The organism is Pseudomonas sp. NBB (assembly GCF_032701105.1).
Lineage (GTDB): Bacteria > Pseudomonadota > Gammaproteobacteria > Pseudomonadales > Pseudomonadaceae > Aquipseudomonas > Aquipseudomonas asiatica.
The window spans coordinates 101,276-117,747 of record NZ_CP103994.1 but is presented as its reverse complement, the minus strand read 5'-3'; the positions used below and the strand labels follow the sequence as shown (position 1 = coordinate 117,747).

Annotated in this window: 16 protein-coding genes; 14 read left to right on the top strand and 2 right to left on the bottom strand. The window is 62.6% G+C overall.

Going from position 1 to position 16,472, the window contains the following annotated elements; genetic code table 11:
- Window positions 1–72: 72 nt before the first annotated feature.
- Window positions 73–369, bottom strand: coding sequence for a hypothetical protein (locus NY023_RS00575; protein ID WP_144084452.1), 297 nt, complete (start codon window positions 367–369; stop codon window positions 73–75).
- On the opposite strand from NY023_RS00575, the gene NY023_RS00570 reads away from it, so the two are divergent.
- From NY023_RS00570 to NY023_RS00530, 9 genes are all read left to right on the top strand, one after another.
- Window positions 362–1,483 (top strand): Re/Si-specific NAD(P)(+) transhydrogenase subunit alpha, encoded by a 1,122-nt coding sequence (locus NY023_RS00570; protein ID WP_013970347.1) that lies wholly within the window; start codon window positions 362–364, stop codon window positions 1,481–1,483. The genes NY023_RS00575 and NY023_RS00570 overlap by 8 nt on opposite strands.
- 11 nt (window positions 1,484–1,494) lie before the next feature.
- The gene (locus tag NY023_RS00565) at window positions 1,495–1,809 is read left to right on the top strand and encodes an NAD(P) transhydrogenase subunit alpha (protein WP_013970346.1); all 315 of its coding nucleotides are present in this window, start codon (window positions 1,495–1,497) and stop codon (window positions 1,807–1,809) included.
- Window positions 1,810–1,811: 2 nt separating this feature from the next.
- Entirely contained in the window at window positions 1,812–3,263 is a 1,452-nt protein-coding gene (locus NY023_RS00560) for an NAD(P)(+) transhydrogenase (Re/Si-specific) subunit beta (protein ID WP_013970345.1), read from the top strand.
- Between the two features lie 186 nt (window positions 3,264–3,449).
- On the top strand, window positions 3,450–4,943 hold the full coding sequence (locus NY023_RS00555) for an acetyl-CoA hydrolase/transferase family protein (RefSeq protein WP_013970344.1): 1,494 nt from the start codon (window positions 3,450–3,452) through the stop codon (window positions 4,941–4,943).
- 403 nt (window positions 4,944–5,346) lie between these two features.
- Window positions 5,347–5,562 carry a DUF1127 domain-containing protein gene (locus NY023_RS00550; RefSeq protein ID WP_003256968.1) on the top strand — a complete coding sequence of 72 codons (216 nt, stop codon included), beginning with the start codon at window positions 5,347–5,349 and terminating at the stop codon, window positions 5,560–5,562.
- 314 nt (window positions 5,563–5,876) lie between these two features.
- Entirely contained in the window at window positions 5,877–6,194 is a 318-nt protein-coding gene (locus NY023_RS00545; protein ID WP_044046867.1) for a DUF2388 domain-containing protein, read from the top strand.
- A gap of 88 nt (window positions 6,195–6,282) precedes the next feature.
- Window positions 6,283–6,576, top strand: a complete 294-nt coding sequence (locus tag NY023_RS00540) for a DUF2388 domain-containing protein (RefSeq protein ID WP_013970342.1) — start codon at window positions 6,283–6,285, stop codon at window positions 6,574–6,576.
- 35 nt (window positions 6,577–6,611) lie between these two features.
- Window positions 6,612–6,932 carry a DUF2388 domain-containing protein gene (locus tag NY023_RS00535; RefSeq protein WP_012316830.1) on the top strand — a complete coding sequence of 107 codons (321 nt, stop codon included), beginning with the start codon at window positions 6,612–6,614 and terminating at the stop codon, window positions 6,930–6,932.
- The gene (locus tag NY023_RS00530) at window positions 6,929–8,884 is read left to right on the top strand and encodes a DUF4105 domain-containing protein (RefSeq protein ID WP_013970341.1); all 1,956 of its coding nucleotides are present in this window, start codon (window positions 6,929–6,931) and stop codon (window positions 8,882–8,884) included. Before NY023_RS00535 ends, NY023_RS00530 begins: the two co-directional genes overlap by 4 nt.
- A gap of 125 nt (window positions 8,885–9,009) precedes the next feature.
- Here NY023_RS00530 and NY023_RS00525 read toward each other — a convergent pair whose 3' ends face one another.
- Complete coding sequence (locus tag NY023_RS00525; RefSeq protein ID WP_044046866.1) at window positions 9,010–9,411, bottom strand: GFA family protein; 402 nt, start codon at window positions 9,409–9,411, stop codon at window positions 9,010–9,012.
- Between the two features lie 267 nt (window positions 9,412–9,678).
- On the opposite strand from NY023_RS00525, the gene NY023_RS00520 reads away from it, so the two are divergent.
- From NY023_RS00520 to NY023_RS00500, 5 genes are all read left to right on the top strand, one after another.
- A complete protein-coding gene (locus tag NY023_RS00520; RefSeq protein ID WP_013970339.1) occupies window positions 9,679–10,986 on the top strand; it encodes a CitMHS family transporter in 1,308 nt (435 codons plus the stop codon).
- A 72-nt stretch (window positions 10,987–11,058) separates the two neighbouring features.
- Window positions 11,059–11,829 carry a TerC family protein gene (locus tag NY023_RS00515; RefSeq protein WP_013970338.1) on the top strand — a complete coding sequence of 257 codons (771 nt, stop codon included), beginning with the start codon at window positions 11,059–11,061 and terminating at the stop codon, window positions 11,827–11,829.
- 286 nt (window positions 11,830–12,115) lie between these two features.
- On the top strand, window positions 12,116–13,774 hold the full coding sequence (locus NY023_RS00510) for a Na/Pi cotransporter family protein (protein ID WP_044046865.1): 1,659 nt from the start codon (window positions 12,116–12,118) through the stop codon (window positions 13,772–13,774).
- 30 nt (window positions 13,775–13,804) lie between these two features.
- Window positions 13,805–15,211, top strand: a complete 1,407-nt coding sequence (locus tag NY023_RS00505) for a M16 family metallopeptidase (RefSeq protein WP_013970336.1) — start codon at window positions 13,805–13,807, stop codon at window positions 15,209–15,211.
- Window positions 15,212–15,355: 144 nt separating this feature from the next.
- Window positions 15,356–16,378, top strand: a complete 1,023-nt coding sequence (locus tag NY023_RS00500; protein ID WP_013970335.1) for a DUF5924 family protein — start codon at window positions 15,356–15,358, stop codon at window positions 16,376–16,378.
- Window positions 16,379–16,472: the final 94 nt, after the last annotated feature.

Genomic DNA, 16,472 nt, shown 5'->3' with positions numbered 1-16,472 from the left:
ACTGTTATGCACCCCAGAAAAATACCCTTTAACCCTGCTGACTACGCGGCTTTGCAGGTTATTTTGCGACATTCACCAAGCCATAAGCGGATTGAGCGCAATTTTTTTGATTTTTTCTCCTAAGCTGCCAATAGCCCATGCTTGAGGGGCTGCAGCCTTATCGTTGCGACATACGGTCACAGGGTGACTTGTAGTTTTAACTTCGTTTCGCTCCAGAACCGGTTGAAGGCCTCTGGCTTCGTCTGCAAAATGCTTCGCCCGCCCGGGATTCGGCGGGTTGGCGCTCCACAGCCGCCCCAGCGCACCATCCGAAGTGTGCTGGCTTTTACAAAGACAAAAGGTCACCGCAGGAGAAATAGTCGTGCACATTGGTGTTCCTCTCGAGACGCAGACCGGTGAGACAAGGGTCGCTGCGACCCCAGAAACCATCAAGAAACTGATTGGCCAGGGCCATCAGGTCACCGTCCAACGGGGGGCAGGGCTCAACGCCAGCATTCCGGACAGTGCCTATGAGGCCGTGGGTGCTTCCCTGGGGAGCGCAGCCGATGCCTACGGCGCCCAACTGGTCCTCAAGGTGGTCGCTCCCAACGACCAGGAACTGGCGCTGATCAACAGCGGCAGCCTTCTGGTGGGCATGCTCAACCCGTTCAACAGCGAACTGATCGGCAAGATGGCTGAACGCGGTATTACCGCCTTTGCCCTTGAAGCGGCGCCGCGTACCTCGCGGGCGCAGAGCCTGGACGTGCTGTCGTCGCAGGCCAACATCGCCGGTTACAAGGCGGTATTGCTGGCTGCCCATCACTACCCACGCTTCATGCCCATGCTGATGACCGCCGCCGGTACCGTTAAGGCCGCGCGCGTGTTGATCCTGGGCGCAGGCGTTGCCGGCCTGCAGGCCATCGCCACGGCCAAGCGCCTGGGCGCAGTGATTGAGGCCTCCGATGTACGCCCGGCCGTGAAGGAGCAGATCGAGTCGCTGGGCGCCAAGTTCATCGACGTGCCCTACGAAACCGATGAGGAGCGCGAGTGCGCCGAAGGCGTCGGCGGCTATGCCCGACCAATGCCGGCCAGCTGGATGCAACGCCAGGCCCAGGCCGTGCATGAGCGCGCCAAGCAGGCGGATATCGTCATCACCACGGCGCTGATTCCCGGCCGCAAGGCGCCGACGCTGCTCAGCGCCGAGACCGTGGCGCAGATGAAACCCGGCTCGGTGGTCATCGACCTGGCCGCAGCCCAAGGCGGCAACTGCCCGCTGACCGTGGCTGATCAGGTGGTGATGGAGAACGGCGTGATCATCGTCGGCCCGACCAACCTGCCGGCCCAGGTGGGCGCCGATGCCTCGGCGCTGTATGCACGCAACCTGCTGGACTTCATGAAGCTGCTGTTCGACAAGGACGGCGCGTTGGTCATCAACCTCGAAGACGATATCGTCGCGGCCTGCCTCATGTGCCGTGATGGTCAAGTCGTCCGCAAGAACGGCTAAGGAGCACGACAATGGAAGACATGCTGATTTCCCATGGCATCTACAACCTGATCATCTTCGTGCTGGCCATCTATGTGGGCTATCACGTGGTGTGGAACGTCACCCCGGCGCTGCACACGCCGCTGATGGCCGTGACCAACGCCATCTCCGCCATCGTCATCGTCGGCGCCATGCTGGCTGCCGCACTGACCGTGACCCCGGCAGGCAAACTGATGGGTACTCTCGCCGTGGCCCTGGCCGCGGTCAATGTGTTCGGTGGCTTCCTGGTCACCCGCCGCATGCTTGAGATGTTCAAGAAGAAAGCCAAGAACGAGGCGCAGAAGTAAGCATGAGCATGAATCTGGTAACGCTTCTCTACCTTGTCGCCTCGGTATGCTTCATCCAGGCGCTCAAGGGTCTGTCGCACCCGACCACCTCGCGGCGCGGTAACCTGTTCGGCATGATCGGCATGGGGATCGCCATCCTCACTACGGTTGGCCTTATATATAAGCTGGGCGCGCTCTCTGTTGGCAACGGCAGCGCCACCGCCGGCATCGGTTACGTCATCGTCGGCCTGCTGGTCGGCGGTACCGCCGGTTCGATCATGGCCAAGCGCGTCGAGATGACCAAGATGCCGGAGCTGGTCGCCTTCATGCACAGCATGATCGGCCTTGCCGCCGTATTCATCGCCATCGCCGCCGTGCTGGAGCCGCAATCGATGGGCATCGTTGCCGCGATCAGCGACCCGATCCCCACCGGTAACCGCCTGGAGCTGTTCCTCGGCGCTGCCATCGGTGCCATTACCTTCTCCGGTTCGGTGATCGCCTTCGGCAAGCTGTCGGGCAAGTACAAGTTCCGCCTGTTCCAGGGCGCACCAGTACAGTTCGCCGGCCAGCACAAGCTGAACCTGATCCTCGGCCTGACCACCATCGCCCTGGGCCTGCTGTTCACCTTCACCGGCCACTACAGTGCCTTCACCCTGATGCTGATCCTGGCCTTCATCATGGGCGTGCTGATCATCATTCCGATCGGTGGCGCCGACATGCCAGTGGTGGTGTCGATGCTCAACAGCTATTCGGGCTGGGCGGCAGCCGGTATCGGCTTCTCGCTGAACAACTCGATGCTGATCATCGCAGGCTCCCTGGTCGGCTCAAGCGGTGCCATCCTCTCGTACATCATGTGCAAGGCGATGAACCGTTCGTTCTTCAACGTCATCCTCGGCGGCTTCGGCGGCGATACCGATACCGGCGCGGCACAAGGCTCGAAAGAGCAGCGCCCGGTGAAATCCGGCTCGGCCGACGATGCCACCTTCCTGCTGAGCAACGCCGACAGCGTGATCATCGTCCCGGGCTACGGCCTGGCGGTGGCCCGTGCCCAGCACGCGCTGAAGGAACTGACCGAGAAACTGAGCCACAACGGCGTGACCGTGAAGTATGCGATCCACCCGGTGGCGGGGCGTATGCCTGGGCACATGAACGTGCTGCTGGCCGAGGCCGAAGTGCCGTACGACCAAGTGTTCGAAATGGAAGACATCAACGCCGAGTTCGGCCAGGCCGACGTGGTACTGGTGCTGGGCGCCAACGACGTGGTCAACCCGGCGGCGAAGAACGATCCCAAGTCGCCGATCGCCGGCATGCCGATCCTTGAAGCGTTCAAGGCCAAGACCATCATCGTCAACAAGCGCTCCATGGCCAGCGGCTATGCCGGCCTCGACAACGAGCTGTTCTACCTGGACAAGACCATGATGGTGTTCGGCGACGCCAAGAAGGTCATCGAAGACATGGTGAAGGCGGTGGAGTGACAGCCGCCGTTGCAAACCAGCTGATATAAAGGAAGCCCCGGTCAGAAACGGCCGGGGCTTTTCTTTTATTGATCCGGATCAACGGCTCTATTCCAAGGCTTCTCATACGACCATGGTCGTGGGACGGCAACGGGCGAAATCTCTAGACTGCGCTGCAGTAGCTTCAGTAGCCCGAGATAACAATCCATGTACCGTGATCGTATCCGCTTGTCCTCCCTGCACAGCAAGGTAATGAGTGCGGCTGATGCCGCTGGTCTGATCGAGGACGGCATGACCGTCGGCATGAGCGGTTTCACCCGCGCCGGCGAAGCCAAGGCCGTACCACATGCACTGGCCGAGCGTGCCAAGCAATCGCCACTGAAAATCAGCCTGATGACCGGCGCCAGCCTGGGCAACGACCTGGACAAGCAACTGACCGAGGCCGGCGTGCTGGCCCGCCGCATGCCGTTCCAGGTCGACAGCACCCTGCGCAAGGCCATCAACGACGGCCAGGTGATGTTCATCGACCAGCACCTGTCGGAAACTGTCGAACAACTGCGCAACCAGCAACTGAAACTGCCGGACATCGCGGTCATCGAAGCCGTGGCCATCACCGAACAAGGCCACATCGTACCGACCACCTCGGTGGGCAACTCGGCCAGCTTCGCGATCTTCGCCAAGCAGGTGATCGTCGAGATCAACCTCTCGCACAACACCAACCTCGAAGGCCTGCACGACATCTACATCCCGACCTACCGCCCGACCCGCACGCCAATCCCGTTGGTCAAGGTCGATGACCGTATCGGCAGCACCGCCATCCCGATCGACCCGGCCAAGATCGTCGGCATCGTCATCAGCGACCAGCCGGACTCGCCGTCCACCGTACTGCCGCCGGACGACGAAACCCAGGGCATCGCCGACCACCTGATCAACTTCCTGAAGAAAGAAGTCGAAGCTGGCCGCATGACCAACAAGCTCGGCCCGCTGCAGGCCGGTATCGGCAGCATTGCCAACGCGGTGATGTGCGGCCTGATCGAGTCGCCGTTCGAAGATCTGACCATGTACTCCGAAGTACTGCAGGACTCCACCTTCGACCTGATCGACGCTGGCAAGCTCAGCTTCGCCTCGGGCAGCTCGATCACCCTGTCGACCCGCCGCAATGCCGACGTGTTCGGCAACCTGGAGCGCTACAAGGACAAGCTGGTACTGCGCCCGCAGGAAATCTCCAACCACCCGGAAGTGGTGCGTCGCCTGGGCATCATCGGTATCAATACCGCGCTGGAGTTCGACATCTACGGCAACGTCAACTCCACCCACGTGTGCGGCACCAAGATGATGAATGGCATTGGTGGCTCGGGCGACTTTGCCCGTAACGCCCACCTGGCCGTATTCGTCACCAAGTCGATTGCCAAAGGCGGCGCGATTTCCAGCGTGGTGCCGATGGTCAGCCATGTCGACCACACCGAACACGACGTGGACATCCTGGTCACCGAGCAAGGCCTGGCCGACCTGCGCGGCCTGGCACCGCGCGAGCGGGCCCGGGCGATCATCGATAACTGCGTGCACCCAGACTACCGCGCTGCGCTGAACGACTACTTCGATCGCGCCTGCCAGCGTGGCGGCCATACCCCGCACATCCTGCGCGAAGCCCTGAGCTGGCACGAAAACCTGGAAGAAACCGGGCGCATGCTGGCTAGCTGATTCAGGCTTGGTACGGAACAGCGGCCCTGCTTCTGCTGTTCCGGCCTCTTCGCGGGTAAACCCGCTCCTACAAAGCTATGCAAAACCCTGTAGGAGCGAATGGGCCACAGCAGTCAAACTTTTCTGCCCAACATCCCTCATCAATCATGAAATAAACTGTACTACTGTACTGGTTATTTCGAACCTTCCTCTCCCAAAAATACTGCTCTTCAAGCCAAAGCGCACCAACAAAGTGCAGAGCAGTACAGTTACGCCTATTTCGAGTGCAACAGTAGGGTTACACAGTTAACTGAGCCATCGTCTTTCAACTGAACTGTATCTACTGTTATGGACGACGAAGGAGGATCATGGGCACCAGTTAAATCACTACCTAATCCCGCCATAAGCGGAAGGATGAAACATCATGGAACGTACCCTCAGTTCCGGTCTGGTTTTTGAAAGCAACGCCCAGCAATCCAACGCTTCGCTGCCGCTGCGTGCCCTGTCTACCCTGCTGCTGTGGCAGCGTCGCATGGCCAGCCGCCGTCAACTGGCTCGCCTGGACGCCCGCCTGCTGGCCGACGCTGGTATCAGCGAGTCGCAGCGTTACGAAGAGCTGAGCAAGCCTTTCTGGCGCTAAGCACCGGCTTGCCGGCTGCGGCCGGCACCGCGAATTCCAAAAACCCGTTGCAGGTGACTGCGACGGGTTTTTTGTTTTCAGGGCGCGTACTAGAGCCCTTCGCAGAGCAACATATACAGTCCTGATAAAATAAAAATGTACCAGTACAGTTCATTTGCGCGCCGTTCATTTAACATCCAGATACATCAACGCGTGATACGCTTGGCTTAACAGTCTGGTAGAACCCACTGTTAAAAGTACCGCGACGAGCTGTGCGAGCGTCCGATAAGCAGAACCAGCAGAACCACCCGACCCTAGTCCAGGAGTCCACGATCATGTCCCGTACATACCTGATTGGCGCCACTCTGATGCTGAGCCTGGCCGGCACCGCAAACGCCACCAGCTTCGTCGTCACCACTGACGCCGTCGTCGGCGCGGTGGCCGCGTCCACCGACGCCACTTCCGATGTTTCCTCTTCGTTCCGTGACGACAAGATCGTCCAGGCCGCTCGTGACGACGCCGCCAGCTTCGTTGGCAGCCAGGGCGACATCCGCGGCGCCAAGCTAGAAAGCGCTTTCCTGCACATCCGCTCGCAAATGCCGGCCCTGCAGGCCAGCGACGCGCAACTGGCCCAGGCCATCCTGGCGTTCTGATCCAGACTGAGCCGCCCAGCTGTGCTGGTCCACACCGGCACAGCTGCATCCACCCTTGCCATCCATGTTTCCAGCTGTTGTAGAGCCCATGCGTTATCTGTTGCCGTTGCTGTTCTCCGTTGTTGGCATGGCCAGCGCCAATGCCATGGATACCACCACGCAAGGCCTGGTCATCACCGGCTATGTCACCAGCCAGGTCACCACCGCACCGTTCGACCGCAAACTGGTCCGCCAGGCCCGCGACGATGCCGCCGCCTTCGTCGCCAGCGACGGCCAGATCCGCGGTGCGCGGCTGGAGGCGGCCCTGCAATCCTTACGTCACCATTGCGCCCGGCACAGCGTCGGCGACCTGGAACTGGCGCAAGCAATTCTCGTCCAATGACTACACCTGACTCCCTGTATTTTCGGAGATGCTCCATGCGTAAACCGCTGATTGCCGCTACCCTCGGCATGCTCCTGCTGGCCGACCTGGCCCAGGCACAGACCCTGGTGGCCACCAGCAACATCATCGTGCGTGCCTTTGGCCGTTCGATCGACTTCACCTCTGACACCACCACCTCGATCCGCGATTCCAAAGTGGTGCGTGAAGCCCACGACGACGCCGCCAGCTTCGTCGCCAGCAACGGTGACATCCGTGGTGCCCAGCTCGAGGCGGCCTTCAACACCTTGCGTGAACGCGTGCCCGAAGCGCGCGGCGCCAGCGACCAGGTACTGGCCGAAGCCATCCTCGCGCTGTGAACCGCGTGCGTGCCTGGCTGCTCGGCTGCGCCCTGACGCTGCTCGGCACACCCGCATTGGCCGGCCTGCAGCTTGAGCTGCAGGCATCCGGTCTCGACCCGCAACAAACCCAAGCCACCCAGGCCCTGCTCGACGAAGCCCTGGCCAAGCTGCCCCCACGATTCAAGCAGCGGCTGGACCGCCGGGTGCGGGTCAGCTGGAGCGACAGCATGCCCGCCGACGCCTATGGCCAGGCATCGCTGGTGTCCACCCTCGAGCTCAACCGCCGCCTGCTGCCCAGCCTCACCGATGGCAGCGCCGCCAGCGAGCGCACCCAGCGCCCGCATGGCACGGTGCGTGAAGAACTGCTGGCCACCGTGCTGCACGAGCTCACCCATATCTACGACCGCGCCCGGCTGTGGCCCAGCGCCGAAAACTCGCTGATCACCCGCTGCAAACGCCAGCAAGGCACGTTGGGCAAGGTGGGCCTGCCCGAGGAGTGCCGTGGCCAGGCCGAACGCCGCTTCACCCTCAGCGACGACCCGCGCCTGCTCGACCTGGCCGGCTGGCAGCAGTACGTAGGCCGCCGCGGCGAGCGCGAACAGCACAACGGCCAGTTCGTGCGCAGCCCCGACAGCTATGAACTGAGTAGCCCCAAGGAATACATCGCGGTCAACATGGAGTATTTCCTCCTCGACCCGAGCTACGGCTGCCGCCGTCCAGCGCTCAACCAGTACCTGCGCGAGCACTTCGGCTGGGCCCCGCAACAGGAAACCTGCGCCAAGGGCTTGCCATTCATCAATGCCGGCAGCGACTTCGCTCGCCAGCCACTGGGCGAAATCGACCCGGAGCGGGTCTATGAAGTGGACTACCTGCTGGCCGAGGCCAACCAGAACCTGGTCAGCCGCTGGGGCCACAGCATGCTGCGCTTGGTGATCTGCAAACCAGGACGCCCACGCGGGCCGGACTGCCGCCTGGACCTCGACCAGAGTCTGGTGCTGTCGTACCGCGCCTTCGTCAACGACGTGCAGCTGTCCAGCTGGGACGGCCTGGTCGGTGCCTACCCCTCGCGGCTGTTCGTGCTGCCGCTGGGCCAGGTGATCGACGAATACACCAAGACCGAACTGCGCAGCCTGGCCTCGGTACCCTTGAAGCTCAACCGCGACGAGATCGAGAACCTGGTACGCCAGGCCGCCGAGATGCACTGGAGCTATGACGGCAACTACTGGTTCCTGTCCAACAACTGCGCGGTGGAATCGTTGAAACTGCTGCGCAGCGGCACCGCCAACCCGCGCCTGAACGACCTCGACAGCATCATGCCCAACGGCTTGCTGGCCGTGCTCAAGGGCAGGGGGCTGGCCGACACCAGTGTGCTCGACGACCCGCGCGAGGCGCTGCGCCTGGGCTACCGCTTCGACTCCTACCGCGACCGCTACCAGGCCATGTTCGAGGTGCTGAGGAAACAGCTGCCAATCAAGCAGGCCCAGGTCGAAGACTGGCTGGCCCTGGATGCCGAGCAGCGCCGCCCGTGGTTCGCCCAGGCCGACCTACGCACCAGCGCCGCCTTGCTGCTGCTCGAACAGGCCAGCTTGCGCCGGCAACTGCTGCTGGCCCAGGACGAAGTCAAGCAACGCTACCTGAATGCCGCGGCACGGAACGATGGCAGCGTCAGCAAGGCGGATGCGACCCTCAAGCAGATGCTCGCCAATAGCGGCTTCCTCAGCCGCCCGGCAGAGTTGCTCGATACCCAGGGCTACGGGCTGCCGCAGCCGGAGGAGCGCAAGCACCTGGAGCAGGTGAGCAGCGAGCGGCAGGCACAGTTGCTGCGCTTGAGCACCAGCCTGGACAAAGAGGTGAGGGCGCTGCTGGAGCCTTCGCGGGCCAGGGAAATTGCCGCCGTCGAGGCCAATGTGAAGCAGATCGGTGAACATCTGCGGGCGCTGCACAAGGCCGCAGGCGGCCTGCAATTGTAACGTTTGCGCGGCCGGCCTCTTCGCGGGTGAACCCGCTCCCACAAGGTCACCACAACCTCAAGACCTGTGGGGTTCCTGTGGGAGCGGGTTCACCCGCGAAGAGGCCGGCGCAGGCAGCACAAGGCCTACAGCTTCTCCTCAGCTTCCGAGGGCAAATCCTCATCCAGATGCAGCCAAGGCAACCGGCTGCCCACCCAGATATGCCGATTTGCCCGCACCCGCTCCGGATGATCCAGCGTCGCCACCGTCACATCCACAGTCTCCGGGCTGTGCGTAGTCACCAGCGCCACATGCGCGCCACACTGCCCACAGAAGTAGCGGCTGCAACTGGCCGGCGCCACATAGCAGTTGGGCTGACCCGCCAGCCACCGAAACCCCGAGCGCGGCAGGGTGAGCCAGGTCACCACCAGCCCGCCGCTGACCCGCCGGCAGATCGAACAGTGGCAGTGGGCAATGTCCGTCAGGTCGCCCTCCAGCCGATAACGCAAGGCGCCGCAGTGGCAGCCGCCCTCGGTCACATCCTGCATCACCTACCTCTCGTCGCCTTTGCTTCAGCGAAAGCTGACTGAAAGCTTGCCCTCATAGGATAGCCCCACTACCGGCACGAGACCGGTCAGCCAGGGCACTCCGGTAAAAACCGCGCCCGGCCCAATCAACAACAACAATGGTGATTCTGATGTATTCCTGTACCCGCCTTCTCGCAGTCCCCCTCCGCATGCTCCCCGCGCAGCGCCAAACGCGCTGATCCGCCCGAATCGACGTTCCTTTCGCCGCGCCACGCCTGGAGTATTGCCATGCTGACCTTCCTCGGCTTTGCCATGGTCATCACCTTCATGTACCTGATCATGACCAAGCGCCTGTCGGCCTTGATCGCACTGATCCTGGTACCGATCCTGTTCGCTCTGTTCGGCGGTTTCTCCGCCAAGATCGGCCCCATGATGCTCGAGGGCATCAGCAAGCTCGCGCCTACCGGCGTGATGCTGATGTTCGCCATCCTCTATTTCGCCCTGATGATCGACTCCGGCCTGTTCGACCCGGCCGTGCGCAAGATCCTCAAGCTGGTCAAGGGCGACCCGCTGAAAGTCTCTGTCGGCACCGCGGTACTGGCCCTGGTGGTCTCGCTCGACGGTGACGGCGCCACCACCTACATGATCTGCTGCGCCGCCATGCTGCCGATGTACAGCCGCCTGGGCATGAGCCCGCGGATCATGGCCGGCCTGATCATCCTCGCCGGCGGGGTGATGAACATGACCCCCTGGGGTGGCCCGACCGCCCGCGCCGCCAGCGCCCTGCACGTCGACCCGTCGGACATCTTCGTGCCGATGATCCCGGCCATGCTGTTCGGCGTGCTGGCGATCCTGGCCATTGCCTACCTGTACGGCAAGCGTGAACGCGCCCGCCTGGGCGAGCTGCACCTGCCCACCGACGACATCGACCACAGCGAAATCAGCGTGTCGCAGTACCCGGATGCGCGCCGGCCAAAACTGCTGTACTTCAACGCTGCCCTGACGGCCGCCCTGATGGTCGCACTGATCGCCGGCGTGCTGCCGTTGCCGGTGCTGTTCATGATCGCCTTCAGCATCGCCATGATCGTCAACTACCCGTGCCTGCAGCAGCAGAAGGACCGCATCGCCGCCCACGCCGGCAGCGTGCTGGCCGTGACCGGGCTGATCTTCGCCGCCGGCATCTTCACTGGCATCCTGTCGGGCACCGGCATGGTCGATGCCATGTCCAAGAGCCTGCTGGGGGTCATCCCCGAGGCGCTGGGCCCGTACCTGGCGGTGATTACCGCGATCGTGAGCATGCCGTTCACCTTCTTCATGTCCAACGACGCGTTCTACTACGGCGTGTTGCCAGTACTGGCCGAAGCCGCCAGCCACTACGGCATCAGCCCGGTGGAAATGGCCCGTGCCTCGATCGTCGGCCAGCCGGTACACTTGCTCAGCCCGCTGGTACCTTCGACCTACTTGCTGGTGGCCCTGGCCGGTATCGAATTCGGCGATCATCAACGCTTCACGCTCAAGTGGGCAGTGCTGGTGTGCCTGTGCATAATGCTCGCCGCACTGCTGATGGGGATTTTCCCGCTGTTCAGTAGTCTTTAATAAACACGTATCACCCTGACGCGATGCGCTCCTAGTCCGGGCGCATCGCCTTTACCGTTCGAAGGAAAACACATGGAATGGCTGACCAGCCCGGAAATCTGGGTTGCCTTTTTTACCCTCACCGCGCTTGAGATCGTCCTCGGTATCGACAACATCATCATGATCTCGATCCTGGTCAGTCGCATGCCCAAGCACATGCAGCCGCGTACCCGGATCTTCGGCCTGGCTTTGGCCATGGTCACCCGTATCATGCTGCTGCTATCGATCACCTGGGTCATGCGCCTTACTGCCGACCTGTTCGTGGTGTTCGGCCAGGGCATCTCCGGGCGTGACCTGATCCTGTTCTTCGGTGGCCTGTTCCTGCTATGGAAAAGCTCGCAAGAGATCTACCACGGCCTGGAGGGCGAGGACGAGAACGCGGAAGAGCCGAAAGGCGCGGGAGGCAAGTTCTTCTACACCATCATCCAGATCGCCATCATCGACATCGTGTTCTCGCTGGACTCGGTGATCACTGCGGTGGGCATGGTTTCCCACGTACCAGTGATGGTCGCCGCCATCGTCGTCGCCGTGCTGGTGATGATGCTATGCGCCGGCGCCATCAGCGACTTCATCGACAAGCACCCGTCGCTGAAGATGCTTGCGCTGTCGTTCCTGATCGTGGTCGGGACCGTGCTGATCGCCGAAGCATTCGATGTGCATGTGCCGAAGGGCTACGTCTACTTCGCCATGGCCTTCTCGCTGGCAGTGGAAGCCATCAACATCCGCATGCGCACCGCCTTGGCCCGCAAGGAAGGCAAAGAGCATGAGCCAGTGAAACTGCGCAAGGACATTCCGGGTCAATAAGATCAGGAAGTGCAGGACAACAAGGGCCCTTCGGGGCCCTTTTTCATGCCCACATTACTGAACACAGATCCTGAGGGTGGTGCGGTACCTGTGGGAGCGGGCGTGCCCGCGAAGAGGCCGGCACAGGAATCATTCATTTCACATGTATTTCAAATAAATGACCGCCATGCGAAGCTGGCGACAGCTGCGCAAAACAACTAAAGCTTTGAGTGAGCACTGAAAATTTTTCAAACGCTCACGCTTCTTCTCTTGGCCCACTGGGCCAATGCAACAGGGGGCTTTTGCCATGCTGACCCTGCTCAACCTGCTCTCGGCCGTTACCTTGCTGGTCTGGGGCACCCACATCGTGCGTACCGGCATCCTCCGGGTATTCGGGTCGAGCCTGCGCCGCATCATCAGCCAGAATATGAACAAGCGCCCGCTGGCGTTCATAGCCGGTATTCTGGTCACTGCCATGGTGCAGAGCAGCAACGCCACGGCCATGCTGGTCACCTCGTTCGTTGGCCAGGGCCTGATGGCCATGACCCCGGCGCTGGCGATCATGCTCGGCGCCGACGTGGGTACCGCGCTCATGGCCCGGGTGCTGACCTTCGATCTGTCCTGGCTGTCGCCGCTGCTGATCTTCCTTGGCGTGATCTTCTTCCTTTCGCGCAAGCAGACACGGGCCGGCCAACTGGGCCGGGTAGGCATTGGGCTCGGCCTGATCATCCTGGCATTGGAGCTGATCGTGCAGGCAGCCGGGCCCATCACCCACGCCCAGGGCGTGAAAGTGCTGTTCGCCTCGCTGACCGGCGACATCCTGCTCGACGCCCTGATCGGCGCGCTGTTCGCCATGATTTCCTACTCCAGCCTGGCCGCCGTGCTGCTCACCGCAACGCTGGCCGGTGCCGAGGTAATCAGCCTGCCGGTGGCGATCGGCCTGGTGGTCGGCGCCAACATCGGCAGCGGGCTACTGGCATTCATCGGCACCAGCATGCAGAACGCCGCCGGGCGCCGGGTCGCCTTGGGCAGCCTGCTGTACAAGCTGATCGGCCTGCTGCTGATCATCCCCGTGCTGCACCCGCTGGTGGCATGGATGGACTCGCTGAATTTCAGCCCGCAGGAGTTGGTCATCGGCTTCCACCTGCTCTACAACACGCTGCGCTGCCTGATCATGCTGCCCACGGTCAAGCCCATGGGCCGGCTGTGCAACGCCCTGCTGCCCGAGCGGGAAACCGGCAACGGCCAGGTGCGTCCGCGCCACCTCGATGCCTCGGCGCTGGAAACGCCCAGTTTGGCCCTGGCCAACGCCGCCCGCGAAACCCTGCGCCTGGGCGATATCGTCGACAGCCTGCTCGAAGCCATGCTCGGTGCCTTGCGCGGTACCCAGCCCGCCTTGCCACAGCAGGTCCGCGCCCTGGGCGAGGACGCCGAAGCCTTGTACAGCGCGATCAAACTGTACCTGGCGCAGATGTCGCGCGAAGACCTCAGCGAGCAGGACAACCGCCGCTGGGCCGAGATCATCGAACTGGCGATCAACCTCAAGCTGGCCTGCGACCTGGTCGAACGCATGCTGCGCAAGGTCCAGCAGCAGAAAACCAGCCAGCGCCGGGAGTTTTCCCAAGTGGGCCTGCAGGAGCTGACCGGCCTGCAGGAACAGCTGCTGGCCAACCTGCGCCTGGGCCTGTCGGTGTTCCTCAGTGCCGACCCGGAAAGCGCCCGCTTGCTGCTACGGGAAAAACGCCGCTTTCGCGCCCAGGAACGGCGCCTTGCCCACGCCCATGTCAGCCGCCTGCAACGCAAGGTAGTGCAAAGTATCGAGACCAGTTCGCTACACTTGGAGCTGATCGCCGACATGAAGCGGTTGAACTCTTTGTTCTGTAGCAGTGCCTATGTGGTACTGGGCGGCTCGGACACGGGCGGGCTGATGCTCGACAGCGTGCCGGACGAAGCCCGTCAGCCGTGATTTCGCCTACCAGAGGACCCAAGCTCGCCCATGCGTTGCCTGATGTTCGTTTGCCTGCTGATCTGCAGCCTGCCCTCATTCGCCCTCGACCGCTCGCGGGTGGAAGGCTACCTGTTGCCCAATGGCCTACAGGTCATCCTGAAAAACGGCTACGAACGTGATCATGTGGCAATCCGCCTGGTGGTCGGGGTGGGCCTGGACGACTTCGATTGCGAGCAGAAAGAACTACCGCACCTGCTCGAACACCTGCTTTTCAGCGGCATCGACGAAACGGGCGAGGGCGGCCTGGAAGAGCGCCTGCAATCGCTGGGCGGCGAGTGGAACGCCTACACCAGCAGCGCCGACACCACCTTCGTCATCGAAGCCCCGGCGCGCAACCAGCGCAAGATCCTGGACCTGCTGTTGGCGGTGGTCCGCGATACCCGTATCGATGCCAAGGCCCTCGCCACGGCTAAAAGGATCATCGAACGCGAAGATGGTGGCCACTACGGCCACTTGCAGCGCTGGCTCGACCGTCAGGACATCGGCCACCCCGCCAGCGATCAGCTGGCCACCGAGCTGGGCCTGAAATGCCCCGAGCGCTCCAACCTCGACGACATGACCCTGGAACAGGTGCAGGCCTTGCGTGACCGCTGGTACGCGGCCAACAACATGACCCTGATCATGGTCGGTGGCCTCGACCGCCTGCTCCCGGCCTACCTGGAACGTACCTTTGGCGAGCTGCCCGCCAGCGAACCCGAAGAACGCCGCACCCTGGAAAGCATCACCCAGCAGGCCGAGCAGCGCCGCGACCTGACCCGTGGCTGGCTGGGCGACAGCGTCAAACTGCACTGGCTGTTCGTCGAGCCGGTGCTGGACAACGACCATCAAGCCACCCTCGACCTGCTGTCACGCTACCTGGACTGGGCGCTGTACGACCAGTTGCGCCTGCGCAACGGCTTGTCCTACGGCCCGTCGGTGCAACGTGAAAGCTTTGGCGACAGCGGCCTGCTCAGCCTCAATGCCGACCTGGAGCGCGATGACATCGACAAGGCAATCAAGGTGATGCAGGCCTTGTTCGACCACCTGCGCAAGGAAGGCCTCGACCCGGAAACCTTCGCCCGCATCAAGGACGCCAGTGTTGCCAAGGAAAGCTGGAGCACCCAGGGCAACAGTGCCCTGGCCGATTACTACTGGGGCGCGCTGAACGACTATACCGACGGGCGTTTCGCCAACCCGGTGCGCAAGCTGCGCCAGGTCAGCCTGGAGCAGGCCAACGCAGCACTCAAGGAACTACTCAAGGAAGATGGCTATGTGCGCATCGAGAAACCGTTGCTGGGTTATGACGAGCTGTACGGGCTGGTCGCCTTGCTGTTGGGCCTGATCCTCGCCGCGGGCCTGTTGCGCTGGCGCCGGCATGGGCCGGAGCGGCCGAGTGGTGCTACACGGCAGCGGTGATTCGGCGGTATCCTTTTGCCAGTACCGGCCCTTTCGCGGGCTCGCCCGCTCCCACATTGACCGCGTTATCGCTGAACATTGTGGGAGCGGGCGAGCCCGCGAAAGGGCCAGCACTACCACCTCTTCCTTTCTGTTGTAGCCCCAATGCCCCCAATACCCCGCATCGTCCAGCGCATCATCGAACTACTCAAACGCTACCCCGGTATCATCGCGCTCGGCGGTTTCCTTTCTGGGATCGGCAGCTTCATCCTGGTTGACCGCCAAGCCGGCCTGGCCAGTTGGGTGGCCGTGCTCATGCTGGTCAGCTGGGTCTGGCTGATGCTGGAAAACACCCTCACCGGCCTGTTCGCCCGCACCTTCAACCGCGAAATTCCGCAGCCATTGCTGCGCTACGCGACGCAGATGATACACCAGGAGTCGCTGTTCTTCGTCCTGCCGTTCTTCTTCATCACCACCACCTGGAACAGCAGCCAGCTGGTGTTCACCGGTTTGCTCGGTGCCGCCGGCCTGGTTTCGATCATCGACCCGCTGTACTACAAGTGGCTGGCACCGCGGCGCTGGCTGTTCCTGGCGCTGCATACCCTGACCCTGTTCGCCGCCCTGCTGACCGCACTGCCGATCATCCTGCACCTGACCACCGCGCAAAGCTTCAAGCTGGCCTTGATCGCGGCCATGGCCCTGTCGTTCCCCAGCCTGGCCAGCAGCTTCCCGATCAACACCTGGCGCCGTGGCGTGGCCCTGGTGCTGGTCACCCTGTCGGTCGGCGGCGGGGGTTGGCTGCTGCGCTCCTGGGTGCCACCGGCAACCTTGTGGATGACCGAAGTGGCGGTGAGTACCGAAGTGCTGAACCGCCAACCGGGCGAGTCGCTGGACGAAATTGCCGCCAGCCGCATACGCAGCAGCGGCCTGTATGCCTACACCGCCATCAACGCACCACGCGGCCTGAACGAGCGGATCTACCACGTGTGGCAAAAGGACGGCAAAGAGGTCGACCGCATTGCCCTGAACATCCACGGCGGGCGCAAGGAAGGCTACCGCGCCTGGACCCACAAGCAGAACTTCCCACCGAACCCGGTGGGCAAATGGCAGGTGAGGGTGCTGACCGAGGATGGCCAGGTGATTGGCGTGCTGCGCTTCAAGGTGGTCGACGACGCCCCGGCGCAGTGATTGAATAGCCTCTGCACAGGGCTTGCGGCCTATGCGGTCGAGGTGGGAGCTGGCTTGCCGGCGATGGGCCGCAAAGCGGCCCCAGGCTCCTGCA

Coding starts and splice junctions, on each gene's coding strand:
- NY023_RS00575 (WP_144084452.1), bottom strand. CDS start 369: ATGTGCACGACTATTTCTCCTGCGGTGACCTTTTGTCTTTGTAAAAGC.
- NY023_RS00565 (WP_013970346.1), top strand. CDS start 1,495: ATGGAAGACATGCTGATTTCCCATGGCATCTACAACCTGATCATCTTC.
- NY023_RS00560 (WP_013970345.1), top strand. CDS start 1,812: ATGAGCATGAATCTGGTAACGCTTCTCTACCTTGTCGCCTCGGTATGC.
- NY023_RS00555 (WP_013970344.1), top strand. CDS start 3,450: ATGTACCGTGATCGTATCCGCTTGTCCTCCCTGCACAGCAAGGTAATG.
- NY023_RS00550 (WP_003256968.1), top strand. CDS start 5,347: ATGGAACGTACCCTCAGTTCCGGTCTGGTTTTTGAAAGCAACGCCCAG.
- NY023_RS00545 (WP_044046867.1), top strand. CDS start 5,877: ATGTCCCGTACATACCTGATTGGCGCCACTCTGATGCTGAGCCTGGCC.
- NY023_RS00540 (WP_013970342.1), top strand. CDS start 6,283: ATGCGTTATCTGTTGCCGTTGCTGTTCTCCGTTGTTGGCATGGCCAGC.
- NY023_RS00535 (WP_012316830.1), top strand. CDS start 6,612: ATGCGTAAACCGCTGATTGCCGCTACCCTCGGCATGCTCCTGCTGGCC.
- NY023_RS00525 (WP_044046866.1), bottom strand. CDS start 9,411: ATGCAGGATGTGACCGAGGGCGGCTGCCACTGCGGCGCCTTGCGTTAT.
- NY023_RS00520 (WP_013970339.1), top strand. CDS start 9,679: ATGCTGACCTTCCTCGGCTTTGCCATGGTCATCACCTTCATGTACCTG.
- NY023_RS00515 (WP_013970338.1), top strand. CDS start 11,059: ATGGAATGGCTGACCAGCCCGGAAATCTGGGTTGCCTTTTTTACCCTC.
- NY023_RS00510 (WP_044046865.1), top strand. CDS start 12,116: ATGCTGACCCTGCTCAACCTGCTCTCGGCCGTTACCTTGCTGGTCTGG.
- NY023_RS00505 (WP_013970336.1), top strand. CDS start 13,805: ATGCGTTGCCTGATGTTCGTTTGCCTGCTGATCTGCAGCCTGCCCTCA.
- NY023_RS00500 (WP_013970335.1), top strand. CDS start 15,356: ATGCCCCCAATACCCCGCATCGTCCAGCGCATCATCGAACTACTCAAA.